At 73.5% G+C, this 19,057-nt stretch carries 16 protein-coding genes; 9 read left to right on the top strand and 7 right to left on the bottom strand.

Going from position 1 to position 19,057, the window contains the following annotated elements:
- Nucleotides 1-10: 10 nt before the first annotated feature.
- The 3 genes from I4I82_RS07860 to I4I82_RS07850 all read right to left on the bottom strand — a co-directional run bounded on the left by I4I82_RS07860 (nucleotide 11) and on the right by I4I82_RS07850 (nucleotide 5,184).
- Nucleotides 11-1,393, bottom strand: coding sequence for a maltokinase N-terminal cap-like domain-containing protein (locus I4I82_RS07860; protein WP_226369934.1), 1,383 nt, complete (start codon nucleotides 1,391-1,393; stop codon nucleotides 11-13).
- Entirely contained in the window at nucleotides 1,390-3,117 is a 1,728-nt protein-coding gene (gene treS, locus I4I82_RS07855) for a maltose alpha-D-glucosyltransferase (protein ID WP_218595598.1), read from the bottom strand. Before treS ends, I4I82_RS07860 begins: the two co-directional genes overlap by 4 nt.
- A gap of 93 nt (nucleotides 3,118-3,210) precedes the next feature.
- The gene (locus I4I82_RS07850) at nucleotides 3,211-5,184 is read right to left on the bottom strand and encodes an alpha-1,4-glucan--maltose-1-phosphate maltosyltransferase (RefSeq protein ID WP_218592950.1); all 1,974 of its coding nucleotides are present in this window, start codon (nucleotides 5,182-5,184) and stop codon (nucleotides 3,211-3,213) included.
- Nucleotides 5,185-5,459: 275 nt separating this feature from the next.
- On the opposite strand from I4I82_RS07850, the gene glgP reads away from it, so the two are divergent.
- Nucleotides 5,460-7,991: an alpha-glucan family phosphorylase gene (gene glgP / locus I4I82_RS07845; protein WP_218592951.1), complete on the top strand. Its 2,532-nt coding sequence runs from the start codon at nucleotides 5,460-5,462 to the stop codon at nucleotides 7,989-7,991.
- Nucleotides 7,992-8,092: 101 nt separating this feature from the next.
- On the opposite strand, the gene I4I82_RS07840 is transcribed toward glgP, so the two are convergent.
- From I4I82_RS07840 to glgX, 3 genes are all read right to left on the bottom strand, one after another.
- On the bottom strand, nucleotides 8,093-8,674 hold the full coding sequence (locus I4I82_RS07840) for a LysM peptidoglycan-binding domain-containing protein (protein ID WP_218592952.1): 582 nt from the start codon (nucleotides 8,672-8,674) through the stop codon (nucleotides 8,093-8,095).
- 141 nt (nucleotides 8,675-8,815) lie between these two features.
- Nucleotides 8,816-9,043 (bottom strand): FmdB family zinc ribbon protein, encoded by a 228-nt coding sequence (locus tag I4I82_RS07835; RefSeq protein ID WP_218595597.1) that lies wholly within the window; start codon nucleotides 9,041-9,043, stop codon nucleotides 8,816-8,818.
- A 187-nt stretch (nucleotides 9,044-9,230) separates the two neighbouring features.
- Nucleotides 9,231-11,243 carry a glycogen debranching protein GlgX gene (gene glgX, locus I4I82_RS07830; RefSeq protein ID WP_218595596.1) on the bottom strand — a complete coding sequence of 671 codons (2,013 nt, stop codon included), beginning with the start codon at nucleotides 11,241-11,243 and terminating at the stop codon, nucleotides 9,231-9,233.
- A 113-nt stretch (nucleotides 11,244-11,356) separates the two neighbouring features.
- Between glgX and I4I82_RS07825 the strand changes: the two genes are divergently transcribed.
- From I4I82_RS07825 to I4I82_RS07795, 7 genes are all read left to right on the top strand, one after another.
- The gene (locus tag I4I82_RS07825; RefSeq protein WP_218596462.1) at nucleotides 11,357-12,121 is read left to right on the top strand and encodes an ABC transporter ATP-binding protein; all 765 of its coding nucleotides are present in this window, start codon (nucleotides 11,357-11,359) and stop codon (nucleotides 12,119-12,121) included.
- A 14-nt stretch (nucleotides 12,122-12,135) separates the two neighbouring features.
- Complete coding sequence (locus tag I4I82_RS07820; RefSeq protein WP_218595595.1) at nucleotides 12,136-12,915, top strand: enoyl-CoA hydratase/isomerase family protein; 780 nt, start codon at nucleotides 12,136-12,138, stop codon at nucleotides 12,913-12,915.
- Nucleotides 12,916-13,020: 105 nt separating this feature from the next.
- On the top strand, nucleotides 13,021-13,986 hold the full coding sequence (locus tag I4I82_RS07815; protein WP_218592407.1) for a class I SAM-dependent methyltransferase: 966 nt from the start codon (nucleotides 13,021-13,023) through the stop codon (nucleotides 13,984-13,986).
- 44 nt (nucleotides 13,987-14,030) lie between these two features.
- Entirely contained in the window at nucleotides 14,031-14,492 is a 462-nt protein-coding gene (locus I4I82_RS07810) for a hypothetical protein (protein ID WP_218592408.1), read from the top strand.
- Nucleotides 14,489-15,613, top strand: a complete 1,125-nt coding sequence (macS, locus tag I4I82_RS07805; protein WP_226369933.1) for a MacS family sensor histidine kinase — start codon at nucleotides 14,489-14,491, stop codon at nucleotides 15,611-15,613. Before I4I82_RS07810 ends, macS begins: the two co-directional genes overlap by 4 nt.
- Nucleotides 15,580-16,260 (top strand): response regulator, encoded by a 681-nt coding sequence (locus I4I82_RS07800; protein ID WP_218595594.1) that lies wholly within the window; start codon nucleotides 15,580-15,582, stop codon nucleotides 16,258-16,260. The genes macS and I4I82_RS07800 overlap by 34 nt, the downstream gene beginning before the upstream one ends.
- 76 nt (nucleotides 16,261-16,336) lie before the next feature.
- Nucleotides 16,337-16,921, top strand: a complete 585-nt coding sequence (locus I4I82_RS07795) for a response regulator transcription factor (protein ID WP_226369932.1) — start codon at nucleotides 16,337-16,339, stop codon at nucleotides 16,919-16,921.
- A 20-nt stretch (nucleotides 16,922-16,941) separates the two neighbouring features.
- Here the strand turns inward: I4I82_RS07795 and I4I82_RS07790 are convergent, their stop codons facing one another.
- Nucleotides 16,942-17,871 (bottom strand): nucleoside hydrolase, encoded by a 930-nt coding sequence (locus tag I4I82_RS07790; RefSeq protein WP_218592410.1) that lies wholly within the window; start codon nucleotides 17,869-17,871, stop codon nucleotides 16,942-16,944.
- 127 nt (nucleotides 17,872-17,998) lie between these two features.
- Here I4I82_RS07790 and I4I82_RS07785 point away from each other — a divergent pair, with 127 nt between their 5' ends.
- The gene (locus I4I82_RS07785; RefSeq protein ID WP_218592411.1) at nucleotides 17,999-19,057 is read left to right on the top strand and encodes an ABC transporter substrate-binding protein; all 1,059 of its coding nucleotides are present in this window, start codon (nucleotides 17,999-18,001) and stop codon (nucleotides 19,055-19,057) included.

The following is a 19,057-nucleotide window of genomic DNA, read 5'->3' as shown; positions in this document are numbered from 1 at the left end:
AGTACGCGCGTCAGCGCACCGTCTCCTCGGACGTGAGGCGGGCGATGGAGGCCAGCGGGATCGGCGCCCAGGCCGGGCGGCTGCGGGTCTCGTAGAGCAGCTCGTAGACGGCCTTGTCGAGCTCGAAGGCCCGCAGCAGCATGCGCTGGTCGCGGGGGTCGCTGCCGGCGCGCAGCGCGTAGCCGTCGCAGAAGGCGCCGCGGTTGCGCTCGGCCCATTCGTTGGCGCGCCACACCAGCTGCGAGTCGTGGTCGGGGTCGGCGAACGTGCCCGGCTCCCACTGCAGGATCTGGTGGAACGCGGCGTAGTCGAACGAGCGGAGCATCCCGGCGACGTCGCGCAGGCACGAGTCGGGCCGCACCCGCTCCTCCAGCGGCGCGGCGGGCTCGCCCTCGAAGTCGATGACCAGCCAGCCGTAGGGGGTGCGCAGGGTCTGGCCCAGGTGCAGGTCGCCGTGGACGCGCTGCGCGGGCAGCGGCGCCCCCAGCCCCGCGACGGCGTCGTAGGTGGCCCGGATGGCGTCGACGTGCGGCGCGAGCGCGGGCACCTCCGCCGTGGTGACGGCCAGGCGCTGGTGCCACACCGCGGCGATCTCGCGGGCGTCGCGCTCGCCGGTGCCCAGCGCGCGGCGCAGCTCGTCGTGCACCACGCCGACCGTCTCGCCCAGCCGCGAGGCCTCCGCGGCGAAGTCGCCGCCCACCTCGTCGGCGCGGAGGTCGCCCTCGGCGAGCAGGTCGCGGACGCTGGCCAGCGCCATCGACCAGCCGTCGGCGGAATTGGCCGCGAAGTCCTGAAGCATCCCCAGCGTGGCCGGGGCGCCGTCGACGGTGCCTTCGATCGCGCCCTGCAGGGCCGCGACCTCGTTCGAGTCGACCGAGCGCAGCGCGCGGTGCAGCTCCAGGTCGGGATTGAGGCCGGGGACGACCCGGCGGAAGACCTTGAGGATCGACCTCTCGCCCCAGGACACCGAGGTGTTCGACTGCTCGATGCCCAGCACGCGCCCGGCCACTCCCTGCGCGATCTCCGCGCCGGGCTCGGGCACGAAGGCGATGCCGCCGACGGTGCCGCCCGCGCGCAGGGTCTCGAGGAGCCAGGCCGTGACCTCGACGTCCCACAGCGCGTCGTAGGCGAGCGCACCGTCGACGGAACCGATGACGACGTGCTCCAGGTCGGCCCGCGGGTGCTCCCGGCGCCCGAGCCAGAGCTGGTAGTGCTGCACCGGCGAGCCGTCGGTGAAGGACACGGCGAGCAGCAGGTGGTCGACCAGCGGCTCCCCGTCGGTCATCAGGGGCGTCCGGGCCGCGATCTCGACCGACCCGACGGGGCGGCCCTTCGCGGCGAACCAGCGCTGCTGGGGAAGCCAGGTGGTGAGCAGGTCGGGGAGTTCGTTCACGCAGATTCCTCCGCCGGGGTGATCGAGAACCAGTAGAAGCCGTGCCCCGGCAACGTCAGCAGGTAGGGGAGCTCGCCGATCTTCGGGAACGGCACGCCCCCGGTGAGCTCGTGCGGGGCGCAACCGACCCAGGCCGACAGGTCGAGCTCGACGGGCTGGGGGAAGCGCGACATGTTGTTGACGCACAGGACGACGTCGTCACCGTGCTCGCGGACGTAGGCCAGGACGGTCGGGTTCGTGCCGCCCAGCTCGTGGTACTCGCCGAGGCCGAACGCCTGGTGCCGCTTGCGGATCTCGATCATGTGCCGGGTCCAGTGCAGCAACGACGTGGAGGAGTTGAGCTGGGCCTCGACGTTGACGGCCTGGTAGCCGTAGAGCGGGTCCATGATCACGGGCAGGTAGAGCCGGCCCGGGTCGGACATGGAGAACCCGGCGTTGCGGTCGGGGCTCCACTGCATCGGGCTGCGCACGGCATCGCGGTCGCCCAGCCAGATGTTGTCGCCCATGCCGATCTCGTCGCCGTAGTAGAGGACGGGCGAGCCGGGCAGCGACATCAGCAGCGCGGTGAACAGCTCGAGCTGGTTGCGGTCGTTGTCGAGCAGCGGCGCGAGGCGGCGGCGGATTCCGATGTTGGCCTTCATCCGCGGGTCCTTGGCGTACTCCGCGTACATGTAGTCGCGTTCCTCGTCGGTGACCATCTCGAGCGTGAGCTCGTCGTGGTTGCGGAGGAAGATGCCCCACTGCGCGTTGTCCGGGATCGCGGGCGTCTGCGCCAGGATCTCCGAGATCGGGAAGCGGTTCTCCCGCCGCACCGCCATGAAGATGCGCGGCATCAGCGGGAAGTGGAACGCCATGTGGCACTCGTCGCCGCCGACCTCCGGGTCGCCGAAGTACTCCACCACGTCCGACGGCCACTGGTTGGCCTCGGCGAGCATGACCCGTCCCGGGTACTCGTCCTCCATCACCTTGCGGGCGCGCTTGAGGAACTGGTGGGTCTCGGGGAGGTTCTCGCAGTTCGTGCCGTCGCGTGCGTAGAGGTAGGGCACGGCGTCGAGGCGGAAGCCGTCGATGCCGATGTCGAGCCAGAAGCGCAGGACGTCGAGCATCGCGTCCTGGACCTCGGGGTTGTCGTAGTTGAGGTCGGGCTGGTGGGAGAAGAAGCGGTGCCAGTAGAACTGGCCGCGCACCGGGTCGTAGGTCCAGTTGGACTGCTCGGTGTCGACGAAGATGATCCGCGCCTCGGGGTAGCGGGAGTCGTCGTCCTCCCACATGTAGTAGTCGCCGTAGGGCCCGTCGGGATTGCGGCGCGACTCCTCGAACCAGGGGTGCTGGTCGGAGGTGTGGTTCATGACCAGGTCGGTGATGACGCGGATGCCGCGCTTGTGCGCCTCGTCGAGCAGGTAGACGAAGTCCTCGACGGTGCCGAACTCGGGCAGCACCTGCCGGAAGTCGCGGATGTCGTAGCCGCCGTCGCGCAGCGGGGAGTCGTAGAACGGAGGCAGCCAGAGGCAGTCGACGCCCAGCCACTGCAGGTAGTCGAGCTTGGACGTCAGACCGCGCAGGTCGCCCGTGCCGTCCCGGTTCGAGTCCTGGAACGCCCGGACCAGCACCTCGTAGAAGACGGCGCGTTTGTACCAGTCGTGGTCGACGTCCAGCGTGCGGGCGTGCCCGTAGTCCTCGGCGTCCTGCTCGACCACGACGCCCGGCTCCAGCTTCTCACTCATCGCCGCCGAGGTTAATCGGACGGCGCGGGGTCCACAGCACGTGGCGGCGCCTGCGACCCGAACGTCTCATCCGCGGGCGGCCGCCCGGCGCGTTCAGCCCCGCTGGACGCGGAAGATGTGCGCCACGTGGTGCCACGGCTGGAGGTCGACGTAGTTGAACTGGCCCCACTCGTAGGTCTCGCCGCTGACCTCGTCGTGCACCGTGAAGCGGTCGTTCCAGCCCAGGCCCAGCGCCGGCATGTCGAGCGAGGTCGTGCCGATCTGGGCCGCATGGGAGTCGAGCGTGCAGACCACCAGGACCGTGTCGCCCGTGGCGGGCTCGGTCTTGGAGTAGGCGATGATCTGCTCGTTGTCGACGTGGTGGAACGTGATGTCGCGCAGCTGCTGCAGCGCGGGGTGCGCCTTGCGGATCTCGTTGAGCCGCGTGAGGTAGGGCTCCAGCGAGTTGCCCGACGCCGCGGCCGCCTCGAAGTCGCGGGGGCGCAGCTCGTACTTCTCGGAGTTGAGGTACTCCTCGCTGCCCGGCTTGACCGGCTCGCCCTCGTAGAGCTCGAAGCCGGAGTAGACGCCCCACGTCGGCGCCATGGTGGCGGCCAGGGTGGCGCGGATGGCGAACATGCCCGGCCCGCCGGTCTGCAGCGACTCGTGGAGGATGTCCGGGGTGTTGACGAACAGGTTCGGACGGGCCTCGTCGGCGCGCTCGGCGTGCATGAGGGCGAACTCGGTGAGCTCGGACTTCGTGGTGCGCCAGGTGAAGTAGGTGTAGCTCTGGGTGAAGCCCAGGCGCGCCAGGCCGAACAGCCGCGCGGGGCGCGTGAACGCCTCGGCCAGGAACAGCACCTCGGGGTGGCGGGCCTTGACCTGCCAGATCAGCCAGTGCCAGAAGTTCGGCGGCTTGGTGTGCGGGTTGTCGACGCGGAAGATCTTGACGCCGTGCTCGACCCAGTGCAGCACCACCCGCAGCGACTCGGCGTAGATCCCGGCCGGGTCGTTGTCGAAGTTGATCGGGTAGATGTCCTGGTACTTCTTCGGCGGGTTCTCCGCGTAGGCGATCGACCCGTCGGGGCGGACGGTGAACCACTCCGGGTGCTCGGCGACCCACGGGTGGTCGGGCGCGCACTGCAGTGCGAAGTCGAGCGCGACCTCCATGCCGAGGTCGTTCGTGCGCTGCACGAAGGCGTCGAAGTCCTCCAGCGTGCCCAGCTCCGGGTCGATGGCGTCGTGGCCGCCCTCGGCCGAGCCGATCGCCCACGGCGACCCGACGTCGCCGGGCCCGGCGTTGACGCTGTTGTTGCGGCCCTTGCGGTGCTTCGTGCCGACCGGATGGATCGGCGGGAGGTAGACGACGTCGAAGCCCATCGCGGCGATGCGGTCGAGCTGCTTGGCCGACGTGACGAACGAGCCGTGGACCGCGCGGCCGGTCTCGTCGCGGCCGCCGGTGGAGCGGGGGAAGAACTCGTACCAGGAGCCGTAGAGCGCGCGCTCGCGGTCGACGTACACCTGCTGGGCGCGGCCGCGCGTGATCAGCTCGCGGACGGGGCGCTCGGTCATGATCTGCTGGACGGCGGGGAACAGCGCCGGGGCGACGCGGGCGCGCAGCGGCATCGCGGTGTCGCGCAGGGCGTTGGCGGCGCCGAAGAGGAGGTCGCGGTTGCCGCGCTCGGCGGGCCGGCGGCCCACGCGCTGCAGCAGGCGGGCGCCGATCTCGAGGTCGTTGGCCAGCTCGTCGGGGCTCTGGCCCGCTTCCATCTTCTTGGTGACGGCGTGGCGCCACGTGGCCCACGGGTCGCTCCAGGCGTCGATGCGGAAGGTCCACATGCCCGGCTCGTCGGCGGCCACGGTGGCGCCGAACGTGTCGCCGCCGACGCCGACGGGCTCCATGCGCACGTGGTGCGCGGTGCCCTTGCTGCCGATCCGCTTCCACACGACGTTGGCGGCGACGGCGTCGTGGCCCTCGCGCCACACCGCCGCGGTGATCGGGATGACCTCGCCGACGACGGCCTTCGCGGCCTGCCGCCCGCCGCTCACCGAGGGAGTGACGTCGTCGATCCCGATTCGTCCGGTCATCTCGGCACACACCCCCACTGAGCAGCCGTCACGTGAGTCACAACCGTACCTACCCGCTCCCGCCACGAAAGGAACGGGTCGGAACCGATTCCGCAAGGTTCACGCGATCGTCATCCGGGCGGTCCGCCCGCCGCTCAGGGCGCCTCCGCGGTGCTCGCGGCACCGTCGGGACGGCGACGGCGGGACGCACGATCGGGGACCCCGCCCGTTCCGCGCACAGGGGCGCCGACCTCTGCTTGACCGATCCCGGTCACGATTCATCTATCCTGCCGCGCGTGAGAGCTCTCCGCCGGTTCACCGTCCGCGCCCAGCTGCCGCCCGCGCTCGCGCCGCTCCAGTCGCTGGCCACCAACCTGCGCTGGAGCTGGCACCCGCCGACGCAGGACCTGTTCGCCGCGCTCGACCCCGACGCGTGGGACCGCGCGGGCCACGACCCGGTGCGCCTGCTCGGGGAGATCCCCACCGAGCGCTTCGAGGCGCTCGCGAAGGACGCCGACACCGTCGTCACCGTCCGGGAGCTGGCCGACGACCTCGCGGCCTACCTCGAGGGCCCGCGCTGGTACCAGTCCGAGCGCGAGGACGACGACTCGCTGCCCGAGGCCGTGGGCTACTTCTCGATGGAGTTCGGCGTCTCGGAGGTGCTGCCCAACTACTCCGGCGGCCTCGGCGTGCTGGCCGGCGACCACCTCAAGGCCGCCTCCGACCTCGGCGTCCCGCTCGTCGCGGTCGGGCTGCTCTACCGCTCCGGGTACTTCCGCCAGTCCCTATCGCTGGACGGGTGGCAGCTCGAGCACTACCCGGCGCTCGACCCCCAGGGCCTGCCGCTGCAGCTGCTCACCGCCGCCGACGGCGCGCCCGTGCTCGTCGCGATCGCCATGCCCGGCGGGCGGACGCTGCACGCGCGGATCTGGCAGGCCGCCGTCGGCCGCGTCCCGCTGCTGCTGCTCGACTCCGACATCGAGGAGAACGAGCCCGACCTGCGCGGCGTCACCGACCGCCTCTACGGCGGCGACCAGGACCAGCGCATCCGCCAGGAGATCCTGGTCGGCGTCGGCGGCGTGCGGGCGGTGCGCGCGTTCTGCGAGGCCACCGGCCACCCGCAGCCCGCCGTCTTCCACACCAACGAGGGCCACGCCGGCTTCCTCGGCCTGGAGCGCATCCGCGAGCTGCAGGACGCCCACGGCCTCTCCTTCGACGAGTCGCTCGCCGCCGTCCGCGCGGGCACCGTCTTCACCACGCACACGCCGGTGCCCGCGGGCATCGACCGCTTCCCGGTCGACATGGTGCAGCACTACTTCGGCGAGACCCTGCTCCCCGGCGTGCCGATGCAGCGCGTCCTCGCGCTGGGCGCCGAGGACAACCCGAACATGTTCAACATGGCGCACATGGGCCTGCGCCTGGCCCAGCGCGCCAACGGCGTCTCGCAGCTGCACGGGGCCGTCTCGCGCGGCATGTTCGGCGGGCTGTGGGAGGGCTTCGACGCCGACGAGGTGCCGATCGGCTCGGTCACCAACGGCGTCCACGGCGCCACCTGGGAGGCCCGCGAGGTCACGGCGCTGATCGGCACGCCGGACGCCCCCGCGGCGTCGGTCACCGACGCCGAGCTGTGGGACCTGCGCACCGCGCTGCGCTCGCGGCTGGTCGCCGAGGTGCGCCGCCGCGTCCGCAAGGCCTGGCTGGAGCGCGGCGCGTCGCTGCCCGAGCTGGGCTGGACCGAGCACGTGTTCGACGAGAACGTGCTCACCGTCGGCTTCGCCCGGCGCGTGCCGACCTACAAGCGGCTGACGCTGATGCTGCGCGACAAGGACCGGCTGCGCGACCTGCTGCTCGACCCGCACCGGCCCGTGCAGCTCGTGGTCGCGGGCAAGAGCCACCCCGCCGACGACGGCGGCAAGGCGCTGATCCAGGAGATCGTGCGCTTCGCCGACGACCCGGCGGTGCGCCACCGCATCACGTTCCTGCCCGACTACGACATGTCGATGGCCCGCTACCTCTACTGGGGCTGCGACGTCTGGCTGAACAACCCGCTCCGCCCGCTGGAGGCGTGCGGGACCTCGGGCATGAAGTCGGCGCTCAACGGCGGGCTCAACCTCTCGATCCGCGACGGCTGGTGGGACGAGTTCTACGACGGCCGCAACGGCTGGGCCATCCCCACCGCCGACGGCATCTCCGACCCCACCCGCCGCGACGACCTGGAGGCCAACGCGCTCTACGAGCTGCTGGCCACGCAGGTCGGTCCGGCGTTCTACGACCGCACCGACGGCGTCCCGCCGCGCTGGGTCGAGCTCGTGCGCCACACGCTGACGACGCTGCGCCCGCAGGTGCAGGCCGCGCGGATGGTGCAGGAGTACACCGAGACGCTCTACCACCCGGCGGCCCGCGCGGCGGCCGGGATCGTCGCCGACTCCTTCGGGCCGGCGCGCGAGCTCGCGGCCTACCGGCAGCGCCTGGGCGACGCGTGGAACCGCGTGCAGGTCGTGGGCGTCGACGCGTCGGGGCTGCCGGACACGCCCGTCGTCGGCGCGCCGATGACGGTGCGCGCGGTGGTCGAGCTGGCCGGGCTGGACGCGTCGGACGTCGTCGTGGAGGCGGTGGTGGGGCCGGTCGACGAGACCGACCAGCTCGACGCCCGCAAGCGCACGGCCGCGATGAAGCACGTGGGTTCGGCCGACGGTGCGGGGGAGCGGTTCGAGGCCGTGGTGCCGCTGCCGCACGCGGGGCTCACGGGCTACACGGTCCGGGTGCTGCCGGCCCACCCGCTGCTGGCGAGCCCGGCGGAGCTGGGGAAGGTCGTGCTGGCGGGCTGAGGCCCGTCGCCGTCCCCTCCCCCGCCCCGACTTGCAGGAAAGCCACGTTCACGCAACGCCGTTGCATGAACGTGGCTTTCCTGCGAACGAGGAGCCGGGGATCAGGGGATCAGCAGGTCCTGGCCCGGGTGGATGAGGTCGGGGTTGGCGATGCCGTTGGCCTGGGCGATGCGCATGTAGTCGCCTCCGTTGCCGTAGAACTGCTTGGCGATCTTCGACAGTGAGTCGCCGCGCTGCACGGTGTAGCGGCGTTCCGCGGCGGGCGCCGGAGCCGCAGCGGCGTCGGCCTCGGCGCGGGCGCGACCCGCGGCCTCGGCGGCGTCCAGGGCCGCCTTGTCGGACTCGCTGATGTAGGAGTTGGGCGACCAGGCGACCGTGCGGTCGGCCTTGTAGAGCACCAGGTTGCGGTCGTCCTGGAGCTCCAGGACGCCACCGGGGGCGTCGGTGTCCGAGGCCCAGACGACGCCGTTGTCGGCGGTGTAGAGCACGAAGTTGCCGTCGGCCTGCATGTCGGCGCGGGCGACGTCCTTGCCCGCGGTGCCGGTGCTCCAGGCGACCGCGCCCGAGCCGTCGGTGACGGTCAGGTCGCCGTCGGCCTGCAGGGCCAGGGTGTAGCGGCCGTTGGCGGAGGTGATGCCCGCCTGACCTGCCGCGAGGCTGCTTCCGCCGCTGAGAGTGCTCACGTGTGTACGTCCTTCGCTCGATCCGGAGTCCCGCCCGCGCCCGCGTCGGGCACGGGCCGCTCCGGCCGCGCGGAGAATAGGGCGCGGTGCACCGAGCGTGATCACCGGGCGGCGCTCGGCCACCCCGCGGTCACCCGTGCGTCATCCGCAGCAGCCACCGCCGCAGCACCCGCCGCCGCCACCACCGCCCCCGGCACGGGCCGGGACGCGGGAGCCGCTGCTCAGGCCCCCGACGGAGACGGTCGTGAGCAGCTTGACGGTGTCGGCGTGGCCCGCGGGGCAGGGTGCGGGCTCGCCCGACTCGCTCATCGGACGACTGACCTCGAAGGTGTCCGCACACTCGCGGCAGCGGAAGTCGTAGCGCGGCATGGGGGGATCGTAGGTCGCCGGGGGTGCCGGGAGCGAGTACCGGCGTGCGCGACCGGCCGACTCGGCGTGCACCAGCGGCAGACTCGCCGGGCGGGATCGGCAAACTCGCGGGGCAGAACGGCAAACTCGCCGGGGGGAACGCGAGTTCGCCGCCCGGCCGCGCGAGTCTGCCGCCCGCGCCCGCCCCTCAGTCCGTCGGCGCCCGCAGGAGCAGCAGGGAACGGGCGGGCTGGGTGATCGTCGTCCCCGCCGGCAGCGGGCGGACGCTCACCGGTGCCCCGTCGGGCCGCGTCGAGTCCAGCTCCGGCACGAACGGCCCGCCCGCGGGCAGCGTGCAGGGGATCGCGTCCGGCCCGGAGTGCAGCAGCAGCAGCCACTCCCCGCGCAGCAGGCCCAGGCTGTGCAGCCCGCCGTCGTGCCAGTCGTGACCGCGCAGGCGTCGGCCCGCCGGGTGCCACCACAGCACCTCGCCGTCGCGGTAGAAGCGGTCGCGGTGCAGGGCGGGGGAGCTGCGGCGGATCGCGGTGACGCGCGCGACGAACGCCGTGAGCGACTCCGCCGCCTCCCCGCCGTCCCAGTCGACCCACGAGATCGCGTTGTCCTGGCAGTAGGCGTTGTTGTTGCCGCCCTGCGTCCGCCAGATCTCGTCGCCGCCCAGCAGCATCGGGGTGCCGGTGGACAGCAGCATGGTCGCGAGCATCCCGCGCGCGGCCGACAGGCGCCGCTCCGCGACGACCGGCGACGTCGTCGGCCCCTCGACGCCGAAGTTCTGCGAGCGGTTGTCGTCGGTGCCGTCGCGGTTGTGCTCGCCGTTGGCCTCGTTGTGCTTGCGCTCGTAGGACAGCAGGTCGCGCAGCGTGAAGCCGTCGTGCGCGGTGACGAAGTTGACCGACGCCCACGGCCGCCGCCCGTTGCCGGCGTAGAGGTCCGAGCTGCCCGACAGCCGCGACGCCACCTCGGCGATGCCGCCGTGGCCGCGCCAGAAGTCGCGCACGGCGTCGCGGAAGCGCCCGTTCCACTCCGACCACGCCACGCCGAACCCGCCGACGCGGTAGCCCTCGCCGGTGGCGTCCCAGGGCTCGGCGATCAGCTTGACCCGCGACAGGACCGGATCGACCGCGATCGCGGTGAGCAGCGGCGCGTGCGGGTCGAACGCCCCGGAACGCGGACGCCCGAGCACGGAGGCGAGGTCGATCCGGAACCCGTCGACGCCGAACGCCGTGACCCAGTGCCGCATCGCATCGCACACCAGGCGGATGACGGTGGGGGACCCGGCGTCGAGGGTGTTGCCGGTGCCGGTGATGTCGGCGTCGTGGCCGTTGCCACCCAGCGAGTAGTAGGCGGGGGCGTCGAGGCCGCGGTAGGACAGCGTCGTGCCGCCGACCCCGCCCTCCGCGGTGTGGTTGGGGACGATGTCGAGGATGACCTCGATGCCGGCGGCGTGCAGCGCGCCGACCATGGTGCGGAACTCCTCGACCTCCGCCCCCGGCACGCTCGCGTACCCGGCGTGCGGGGCGAGGAAGCCCAGCGTCGCGTAGCCCCAGTAGTTGGGCAGGCCGCGCTCGAGCAGCGGCGGCTCGTCGGCGATGGAGGTGACGGGCAGCAGCTCGACGGCCGTGACGCCGATCCGCGACAGGTGCGCGACGACGGCGGGGTGCGCGAGCCCCAGGTAGGTACCGCGGTGCTCCGGCGGGACCTCCGGATGGCACCGCGTGTACCCGCGGACGTGCAGCTCGCTGATCACGGTCTCCGACCACGGCACGTCCGGGCGCGGGTGCGCCGGCAACCCGTCCGGGCCGGTGACGACCGAGAGCGGGACGTGACCGAGCGAGTCGCGCTCGTTGAGCGCACCGGTCATCGGGTCGTCGACCCAGCCGCGGGCGGCGTCCAGGTCGGTGACGTGGCCGGTGATCCGCCGGGCGTAGGGGTCGACGAGGATCTTCGCCGGGTTGGCGCGCAGCCCCTGCCACGGGCGGTACGGGCCGTGCACGCGGTAGCCGTAGCGCTGCCCGGGCCCGACGCCGGGGAGGTGGCCGTGCCAGACGCCGAACGTCCGCTCCGTCAGCTCGACGCGCCGCTCGGTGAGCGCCGCCTCCTCGCCGTCGACGAGGCAGACCTCGACGGCGTCGGCGCTGGTGGAGGCGACGGCGAACCGCGTCCCCGCGTCGTCGACATGGGCACCCAACGGGAAGACCGGCACGTGGAGCCACCCTAAGGCACCCGGGCACCCGTGAGCGCCGTCGCCGCATCCGCGAGGATGGGGGCGTGGCTGCGCCTACCCCCGCTCCGGACCTGACCGACCTCGTCGTCCGGATGGACGGCGTCTCCGTGCGGCGCGGGACGTCGATGCTGCTCCGCGACGTCGACTGGCAGGTGGAGCTCGACGAGCGCTGGGTCGTCCTGGGCCCCAACGGCGCAGGCAAGACCACGCTGCTGCGCCTGGCCGCCGCCGAGATGCACCCCACGACCGGCAGCGTGCACGTGCTCGGCGAGCGCATCGGGCGGGTCAACCTGGCCGAGCTGCGCACCCGCATCGGGCTGACGTCCGCCGCGCTCGGCCTGCGCATCCCCGGGGACGAGACCGTGCGCGACGTCGTCGTCAGCGCCGGCTACGGCGTGCTGGGCCGCTGGCGCGAGGAGTACGAGCGCTCCGACACCGACCGCGCCGACCAGCTCCTCGACGCCCTCGGCGTGCGCCCCCTCGCCGACCGCGCGTACGGCACGCTGAGCGAGGGAGAGCGCAAGCGCACCCTGATCGCCCGCGCGCTGATGACCGACCCCGAGCTCCTGCTCCTCGACGAGCCCGCCGCCGGTCTCGACCTCGGCGGCCGCGAGGACCTCGTCTCGCGCCTCACCGCGCTGGCCGCCGACGCCGACGCGCCGGCGTCGATCCTGGTCACCCACCACGTCGAGGAGATCCCGGTGGGCTACAGCCACGGGCTGCTGCTGCGGGAGGGCCGGGTCGTCGCGGCCGGCCTGCTCGAGGACGTGCTCACCGACGACAACCTCACCGAGACCTTCGGCCTCCCGCTCGGCGTCCTGCGCCGCCGCGGCCGCTACACGGCGTGGTTGCGTTGATCTAGGGTCGGGCCATGAGCGAATTCGTGAGGCTCGAGGTCGACGGCGGTGTCGGCACGATCCGGCTGGACCGGCCGCCGATGAACGCGATCAGCCGGCAGGTGCAGGAGGAGCTGCTCGCCGCCTCCGCGGAGGCGACGCAGCGCGACGACGTGCGCGCCGTCGTCGTCTACGGCGGGGAGAAGGTGCTCGCCGCGGGCGCCGACGTCAAGGAGATGGCGGGGATGACCTACGCCGACATGGCGGCGGTCGCGCGGCGGCTCTCCGCCGGGTTCGGTGCGGTGTCGACCATCCCGAAGCCGACGGTCGCGGCCATCACCGGCTACGCGCTGGGCGGCGGGCTGGAGCTCGCGCTGGGCGCCGACCGCCGCATCGCCGGCGACAACGCCAAGCTCGGCCAGCCCGAGATCCTGCTCGGCATCATCCCCGGCGGCGGCGGCACGCAGCGCCTCGCGCGGCTGATCGGCCCGTCCCGCGCCAAGGACCTCATCTTCACCGGGCGGATGGTGAAGGCCGAGGAGGCCCTGGCCATCGGGCTGGTCGACGAGGTCGTCCCGGCCGACGACGTCTACGCGGCCGCGCGCCGCTGGGCGGAGCAGTTCGTGAACGGCCCCGCCTCGGCGTACGCGGCGGCGAAGAAGGCGATCGACAGCGGCCTCGACGTCGACCTGCGCACCGGCCTCGACATCGAGTCCGAGGCCTTCGCTGCGCTGTTCGCCACCGACGACCAGCGCATCGGCATGGAGTCGTTCGTGGCCAACGGCCCGGGCAAGGCCGAGTTCACCGGCCGCTAGCTCGCACACACCTCCCGGGGCCCGCACACAGGTACGGCCCTGTGTGCGGGCCCCGCGGCCTGTGTGCGAGCCCCCCGGCGCGCGGCCGCCGCTAGGCTCCTACCCATGAGTACGGAGCCGCTCCCGAACCCGCACGCCACCGCCGAGGAGGTGGAGGCGGCGCGGCACGACGCCAAGCTCGCGAACGTGCTGTACCACGACTGGGAGGCGGGCTCCTACGACGACAAGTGGTCCATCTCCTACGACGAGCGCTGCATCACCTACGCCGCCGACCGCTTCCGGCTCGTCGCGGGCGAGGCCGGCTGGCCCTACGGGCGGGCGCTGGAGCTGGGCAGCGGCACCGGCTTCTTCCTGCTCAACCTCATGCAGGCCGGGGTCGCGACGGCCGGCTCGGTCACCGACCTCTCGCCGGGCATGGTGCAGGCCGCGCTGCGCAACGCCGGGCACCTGGGCCTCGACGTCGACGGCCGCGTGGCCGACGCCGAGCGCATCCCCTACGACGACGACACGTTCGACCTCGTCGTCGGGCACGCCGTGCTGCACCACATCCCCGACGTCGAGCTGGCCCTGCGCGAGGTGCTGCGCGTGCTGAAGCCGGGCGGCCGGTTCGTCTTCGCCGGGGAGCCCACCCGCATCGGCGACGCCTACGCCCGCCGCCTCGGCGCAGCCACCTGGAAGGCCACCACCACGCTGACCCGCCTGCCGGTGCTGCAGGGGTGGCGGCGGCCGCAGGCGGAGCTGGACGAGTCGAGCCGGGCCGCGGCGCTGGAGGCCGTCGTCGACATCCACGTGTTCGACCCCGCCGAGCTCGAGGACACCGCCCGGCGCGCGGGCGCGATGGGCGCGCGGGTCGTCACCGAGGAGTTTAGCGCAGCGGTGCTGGGCTGGCCGGTCCGCACGTTCGAGGCCGCCGTGCCGCCCGGGAAGCTGGGGATGGGCTGGGCGATGTTCGCCTACCGCAGCTGGCAGCGGCTGTCGTGGCTCGACCAGCACGTGCTCTCGCGGGTCATGCCGCGGGCGTGGTTCTACAACGCGCTCGTCACCGGGATCAAGGGAGGGCCGGTCGGGTAGTCCTACGGATCCGCGGGCCCCGGCCGCGCGGCCACGATGGGCGCGTGGACGAACTGCGCCGTCGGGTGCCCGCACTGGTCGGCGCGGTGAGCGCGGTGCTGGCCGCCGTACTCGCCGTCGCCGCGGTCCTGCTGGCCGTGCAGACCGCCCCGACCGAGACGGTCGCACAGGCCCGCACGCACCTGACCGACCTGGTGCGGAGCGTGGCCGGAGCCACGCCCGCGCCTGTCGTGGCCGAGGAGGCCGCGTGTCCGTGGCTCGGCGTGCCGGGCTGGCCGGCGAGCCACCAGGTGCGCACCCGCGTCGAGCTGGCCGTGCCGGGCGACCCCGCCGCGCTCGTCGCCGCGGCGCTGCGGGCGGGGGAGCCGGTCTCCCTCGGCGCCTCGGGTGTCGAGGTGCGCGCGGAGGGCGGCTACGTTCTCACCGTCCGGACCGCGGGTGGAGGAGTGCTGGTGGGGGAGTCGCCGTGCGTGTGGCCGGGCGGGACGCGCGAGCCGGTGACGTGAGCGACGCCGCCGTCGAGCGCCCGCTCGAACCGCTCTGGCGGGGCCTGCTGTTCTACCGCGTGCTGACGCTGGTCACGACCACGGCCGTCGTCCTCTGGACGCTCGACGAGCACGCCTCCCCGGCCGGCGCCGTCGCGGTGCAGGCGGGGATGGCGGCCTGGACCGCGGTCATCGGCCGCGGCTACCTCGGCGGCATGCCGCGCGGGCGGCTCGCGCTCGCCGACCTCGTCGTCACCAGCGCGGTCATCGCCACCACGCCGCTCGTGCAGACCGCGGCGCAGATCGACGCCGACGCGCCCGTCTCCGGCTCGATCTGGACTCCCTGCGCGGTGCTCGCCTGCGCGCTGGCGTTCGGCGTGCGTGGCGGGCTGGGCGGCGCGGTCGTGCTGTGCTCGGTGCTGCTGGCGGTGTCGGCGCGGGCGGAGGCCGAGCTGGGCGACATCCAGCTGATCGTCCTCGTCGCGGTGAGCATCGGGTACGCGTCCACGGTGCTGCGCCGCCAGGCCGAGCGGCTGCGCACCGCGATCGGCCAGCAGGCCGCGATGGCCGAGCGCGAGCGGCTCGCCCGCGTCGTCCACGACGGGGTGCTGCAGGTGCTCGGCTACGTCCACCGCCGCGGCCAGGAGCTCGGCGGCGACGCCGCCTCGCTCGCCTCGATGGCCGGCGAGCAGGAGGTCGTGCTGCGCACGCTGCTCACGACGGACGGCGCCCCCACCGGCGCCGACGGCCTGCGCGACGTCGCCGACGCCCTGCGCATGCTCGGCGCCGGGCACGTCAGCGTGTCGACCCCGGCGCACCCGGTGCGGCTGCCCGCGGCCGCGGTCGAGGAGCTGGTGGCGGTGGTCGGGGCGGCGCTGGCGAACGTCGCCCGGCACGTGGGGCCGGACGCGCCCGCGTGGGTGCTGGTGGAGGACCTGGGCGACGCGGTCGAGATCAGCGTCCGCGACGAGGGCCCCGGCATCCCCGACGGGCGCCTCGACGAGGCCGCGGAGCAGGGCAGGCTGGGCGTGGCGCGCTCGATGCGGGGCCGCGTGCGCGACCTGGGCGCCACGATCACCTGCGAGACCGGCCCCGGACGGGGCACGGAATGGATCATCCGGATGCCGAGGGAGAAGACGTGAGCGACGAGATCACCGTGATGGTCGTCGACGACCACCCGATCTGGCGCGAGGGCGTGGCGCGCGACCTCACCGAGCGCGGGCTCGACGTCGTCGCCACCGCACCGGACGCCGGCGCGGCGGTGCGCATCGCGAAGGCCACCCGCCCGCGCGTCGTGCTCATGGACCTCAACCTCGGCGCCACGTCCGGCGTCGACGCGATCGAGGGCATCCTCGCCGCCCTGCCCGAGACGAAGGTGCTCGTGCTCTCGGCCAGCGGCGAGCAGGCCGACGTGCTCGACGCGGTGAAGGCCGGGGCGTCGGGCTACCTGGTGAAGTCGGCGGGCGCGGAGGAGCTGCTGGCGGCGGTGCAGCGCACGGCGGCCGGGTTCCCCGTCTTCACGCCGGGGCTGGCCGGGCTCGTGCTGGGGGAGTTCCGGCGCCTGGCCGGCGAGCCCGCGGCGGAGGAGGCGCCGGTGCTCACCGAGCGCGAGACCGAGGTCCTGCGGCTGGTCGCGAAGGGGCTCACGGCCAAGCAGATCGGCGAGCGGCTCGTCGTCTCGCACCGGACGGTGGAGAGCCACGTGCAGAACACCCTGCGCAAGCTGCAGCTGCACAACCGCGTGCAGCTGGTGCGCTACGCGATCGACCAGGGCCTGACCGACGACTGAGCGCCCGTCACCCGCTCGGGGGACCGGCGGCGCCGCGGTGCCGGAGCGCGGCTCGCGGGCTGGCAGGATCGACCGCGTGACGTCCGTGGCTCTCCTGCACGGGCCGGAGTCCCGGGCGCGGCTGCTGCGCGACGAGGGCGTCGAGGTGCTCGGCGTCGTCGGGTCGGTGGACGAGCTGCTGACGCTGCGGGCCGACGTCGTCGTGGTCGACATGGCCGCCCCGGACGCGCTCGCCGCCGTGGCCGCCGCCACCGACGCGGGTGCGGCGGTGCTCGCGGTGTCGGCGTCCGCGGAGCACGAGCAGGTGCTGGCCGCGGTGCGGGCGGGGGCCACCGGGTTCGTCGTCGACACCGGACGGCCGTGGGACGTCGCCGACGCCGTGGCGCGCCTCGCCCGCGGCGAGCCCGCCTACGGGCCGGGGCTCGCGGCCGTCGTGCTGGAGGCCAGCGGCGGCACCGGACCGCCCGAGGTGCGCCTCACCGAGCGCGAGACCGATGTGCTGCGGCTGGTCGTCGAGGGGCTCACCGCCCGGCAGATCGCGACCCGGCTCGGGCTCTCTCCGCGGACGGTCGAGAACCACGTGCAGCGCCTGCTCGGCAAGCTCCCGGTGAGCAACCGTGCGGCGCTCGTCCGCTACGCGATCGAGCACGGTTTCGCCTGAGCGGCCCGGTCCGCCCGGTCTCAGCCGAGCCGGCCGACCCGCTCCAGCACATCGGCCAGCACGGCGTCGACGTCGGCGCCCAGCGCGACCGCCACGTCCGGGCCGTCGCCGGGCACGGGGACGGTCGCGCCGCGCGCCGGGCCGAGGTCGCACGCCACCTGCACCGGCATCGACTCGGTCCGCAGCACGCCGGGCCGGATCGCCTCCAGCACGGCGACGGCGTCGTGCAGCGCCACCGCGTCGCGGCCGTAGCGGGCCAGGTAGGCCGCGCGGTAGTGCGCGAGGACCTGCGCGAGCTCGTGCCCGCGCGGCCCGCCCGCCCCGAGCGCGGCCACCCACTCCGGGCCCGCGGGGCACTGCATCGTCATATCGAGCGGCACCACCGTCACCGGCACGTCGGACTGGGTGAGCACGCGGTGCGCGGCCTCGGGGTCGCAGTGGGCGTTGAACTCCGCGGCCCCGGTGACGTTGCCCGCGCCCAGCGAGCCGCCCATCCACACGATCCGCCCGATCCGTGGCGTGAGCTCCGGGTGCACCGCGAGCAGCAGGGCGACGTTGGTCAGCGGCCCGATCGGCGCGATCGTCACGGGCTCCGCGGATCCGCGCAGCACCGCGGCCATGACGGCCAGCGCCCCGCGGGGGTCGGGCGCGGCGACCGGGTCGGGCAGCGCCGTCGCGCGCCCTCCCAGCCCGTCACCGCCGTGCCATTCCTCGGCGCGCTCGGCCCGGTCGTGCACCAGCGGCCGGGCGGCCCCGGCGGCGACCGGCACGTCGGCGCGACCGGCGAGTGCGAGCACGCGCCCGGCGTTGCGGGTGGTCATCGGGAGCGGGACGTTGCCGAAGACGGTCGTGACGGCGCGCAGGTCCACCTCCGGCGAGGCGGCGGCCAGCACGAGCGCCACGGCGTCGTCGACCCCTGGGTCGGTGTCGATGACCAGCGGGATCGGCATGCGGGCAGCGTAAACGCGGTTGCGTGGCCGTAACGGCGCGTTAACCGCCAGGCGTCATGCGGTTCCTAGATTCACCGGGTCGACGGCCGTCCCCCGCTCGCCGTCGCAGACCGTCAGGAGTTCCCCCATGATCGTGTCCCGTCGTGATGTCTTCCGCCTGTCCGGCCTCGGCGCCGCCGGACTGGTGCTGTCCGCCTGCGGGGGTGGTTCGACGACGCCGGCGCCCGCCGCCGCGGGTGCGGCCGGCTCGTTCGGCGACATCTCCGTGCAGCTGTCGTGGATCAAGAACATCGAGTTCGGCGGCGAGTACATGGCCGACTCGAAGGGCTACTACACCGAGGCGGGCTTCGACGCGGTCGAGCTCGTCAGCGGCCCCGTCGACAGCGCCGACGCGCTCGTCCTCGCCGGCAACGTCGACGTCGGCATCTCCGCCCCGGACGCCACCGCCCGCTTCATCGTGGAGCAGGGCGCCCCGCTGAAGATCATCGGCAACACGTTCCAGAAGAACCCGTTCTGCATCCTCTCGATCGAGGAGGGTGCGCCGATCCGCACGGTCGCCGACCTCGCGGGCAAGCGCATCGGCATCCAGGCCGGCACCAACCAGCAGATCTTCGCGGGCCTGCTGGCCGCCAACGGGATCGACCCGGCGAGCCTCGAGCAGGTCGTCGTGCAGTACGAGCCGACGCCGCTGACGGAGAAGACCGTCGACGGCTTCATGTCCTTCCTCACCAACGAGCCGTTCCTGGTCAAGGCCGACGGCTTCACCCCGGTCACGCTCGCCTTCGCCGACAACGGTCTGCCGCTGACCTCGGAGTCGTTCGTCGTGCTCCAGGAGACGATCGACTCCGAGCGCGACAAGCTCAAGGCGTTCCTGCTCGCCGAGATCAAGGGCTGGAACGATGCCGTCGCCGACCCGGCCGCCGCGGCCGAGCTCGCCGTGAACACCTACGGCGCCGACCTCGGCCTCGACGTCCCCGGCCAGACCGAGCAGGCCACCGCGCAGAACGACCTGATCGTCAGCGCCGACACGAAGGCCAACGGCCTGTTCACCGCCACCGACACCGCGATCACCGACGTCATCGGCGCGCTCGCCGCCATCGGCATCACGATCACCGCCGAGGAGCTGTTCGACTTCTCGCTCCTCGACGAGGTGTACGCGGAGAACCCCGACCTGATCGTGGGCTGA

Source organism: Pseudonocardia oceani (assembly GCF_019263585.2).
Classification (GTDB): Bacteria; Actinomycetota; Actinomycetes; order Mycobacteriales; family Pseudonocardiaceae; genus Pseudonocardia; species Pseudonocardia oceani.
Note: the sequence above shows the minus strand (reverse complement) of the source record. Positions and strands in the feature narration are given on the sequence as shown.

Coding starts and splice junctions, on each gene's coding strand:
- treS (WP_218595598.1), bottom strand. CDS start 3,117: ATGAGTGAGAAGCTGGAGCCGGGCGTCGTGGTCGAGCAGGACGCCGAG.
- I4I82_RS07825 (WP_218596462.1), top strand. CDS start 11,357: ATGGACGGCGTCTCCGTGCGGCGCGGGACGTCGATGCTGCTCCGCGAC.
- I4I82_RS07850 (WP_218592950.1), bottom strand. CDS start 5,184: ATGACCGGACGAATCGGGATCGACGACGTCACTCCCTCGGTGAGCGGC.
- I4I82_RS07800 (WP_218595594.1), top strand. CDS start 15,580: ATGGATCATCCGGATGCCGAGGGAGAAGACGTGAGCGACGAGATCACC.
- I4I82_RS07790 (WP_218592410.1), bottom strand. CDS start 17,871: ATGCCGATCCCGCTGGTCATCGACACCGACCCAGGGGTCGACGACGCC.
- I4I82_RS07815 (WP_218592407.1), top strand. CDS start 13,021: ATGAGTACGGAGCCGCTCCCGAACCCGCACGCCACCGCCGAGGAGGTG.
- I4I82_RS07785 (WP_218592411.1), top strand. CDS start 17,999: ATGATCGTGTCCCGTCGTGATGTCTTCCGCCTGTCCGGCCTCGGCGCC.
- I4I82_RS07835 (WP_218595597.1), bottom strand. CDS start 9,043: ATGCCGCGCTACGACTTCCGCTGCCGCGAGTGTGCGGACACCTTCGAG.
- I4I82_RS07820 (WP_218595595.1), top strand. CDS start 12,136: ATGAGCGAATTCGTGAGGCTCGAGGTCGACGGCGGTGTCGGCACGATC.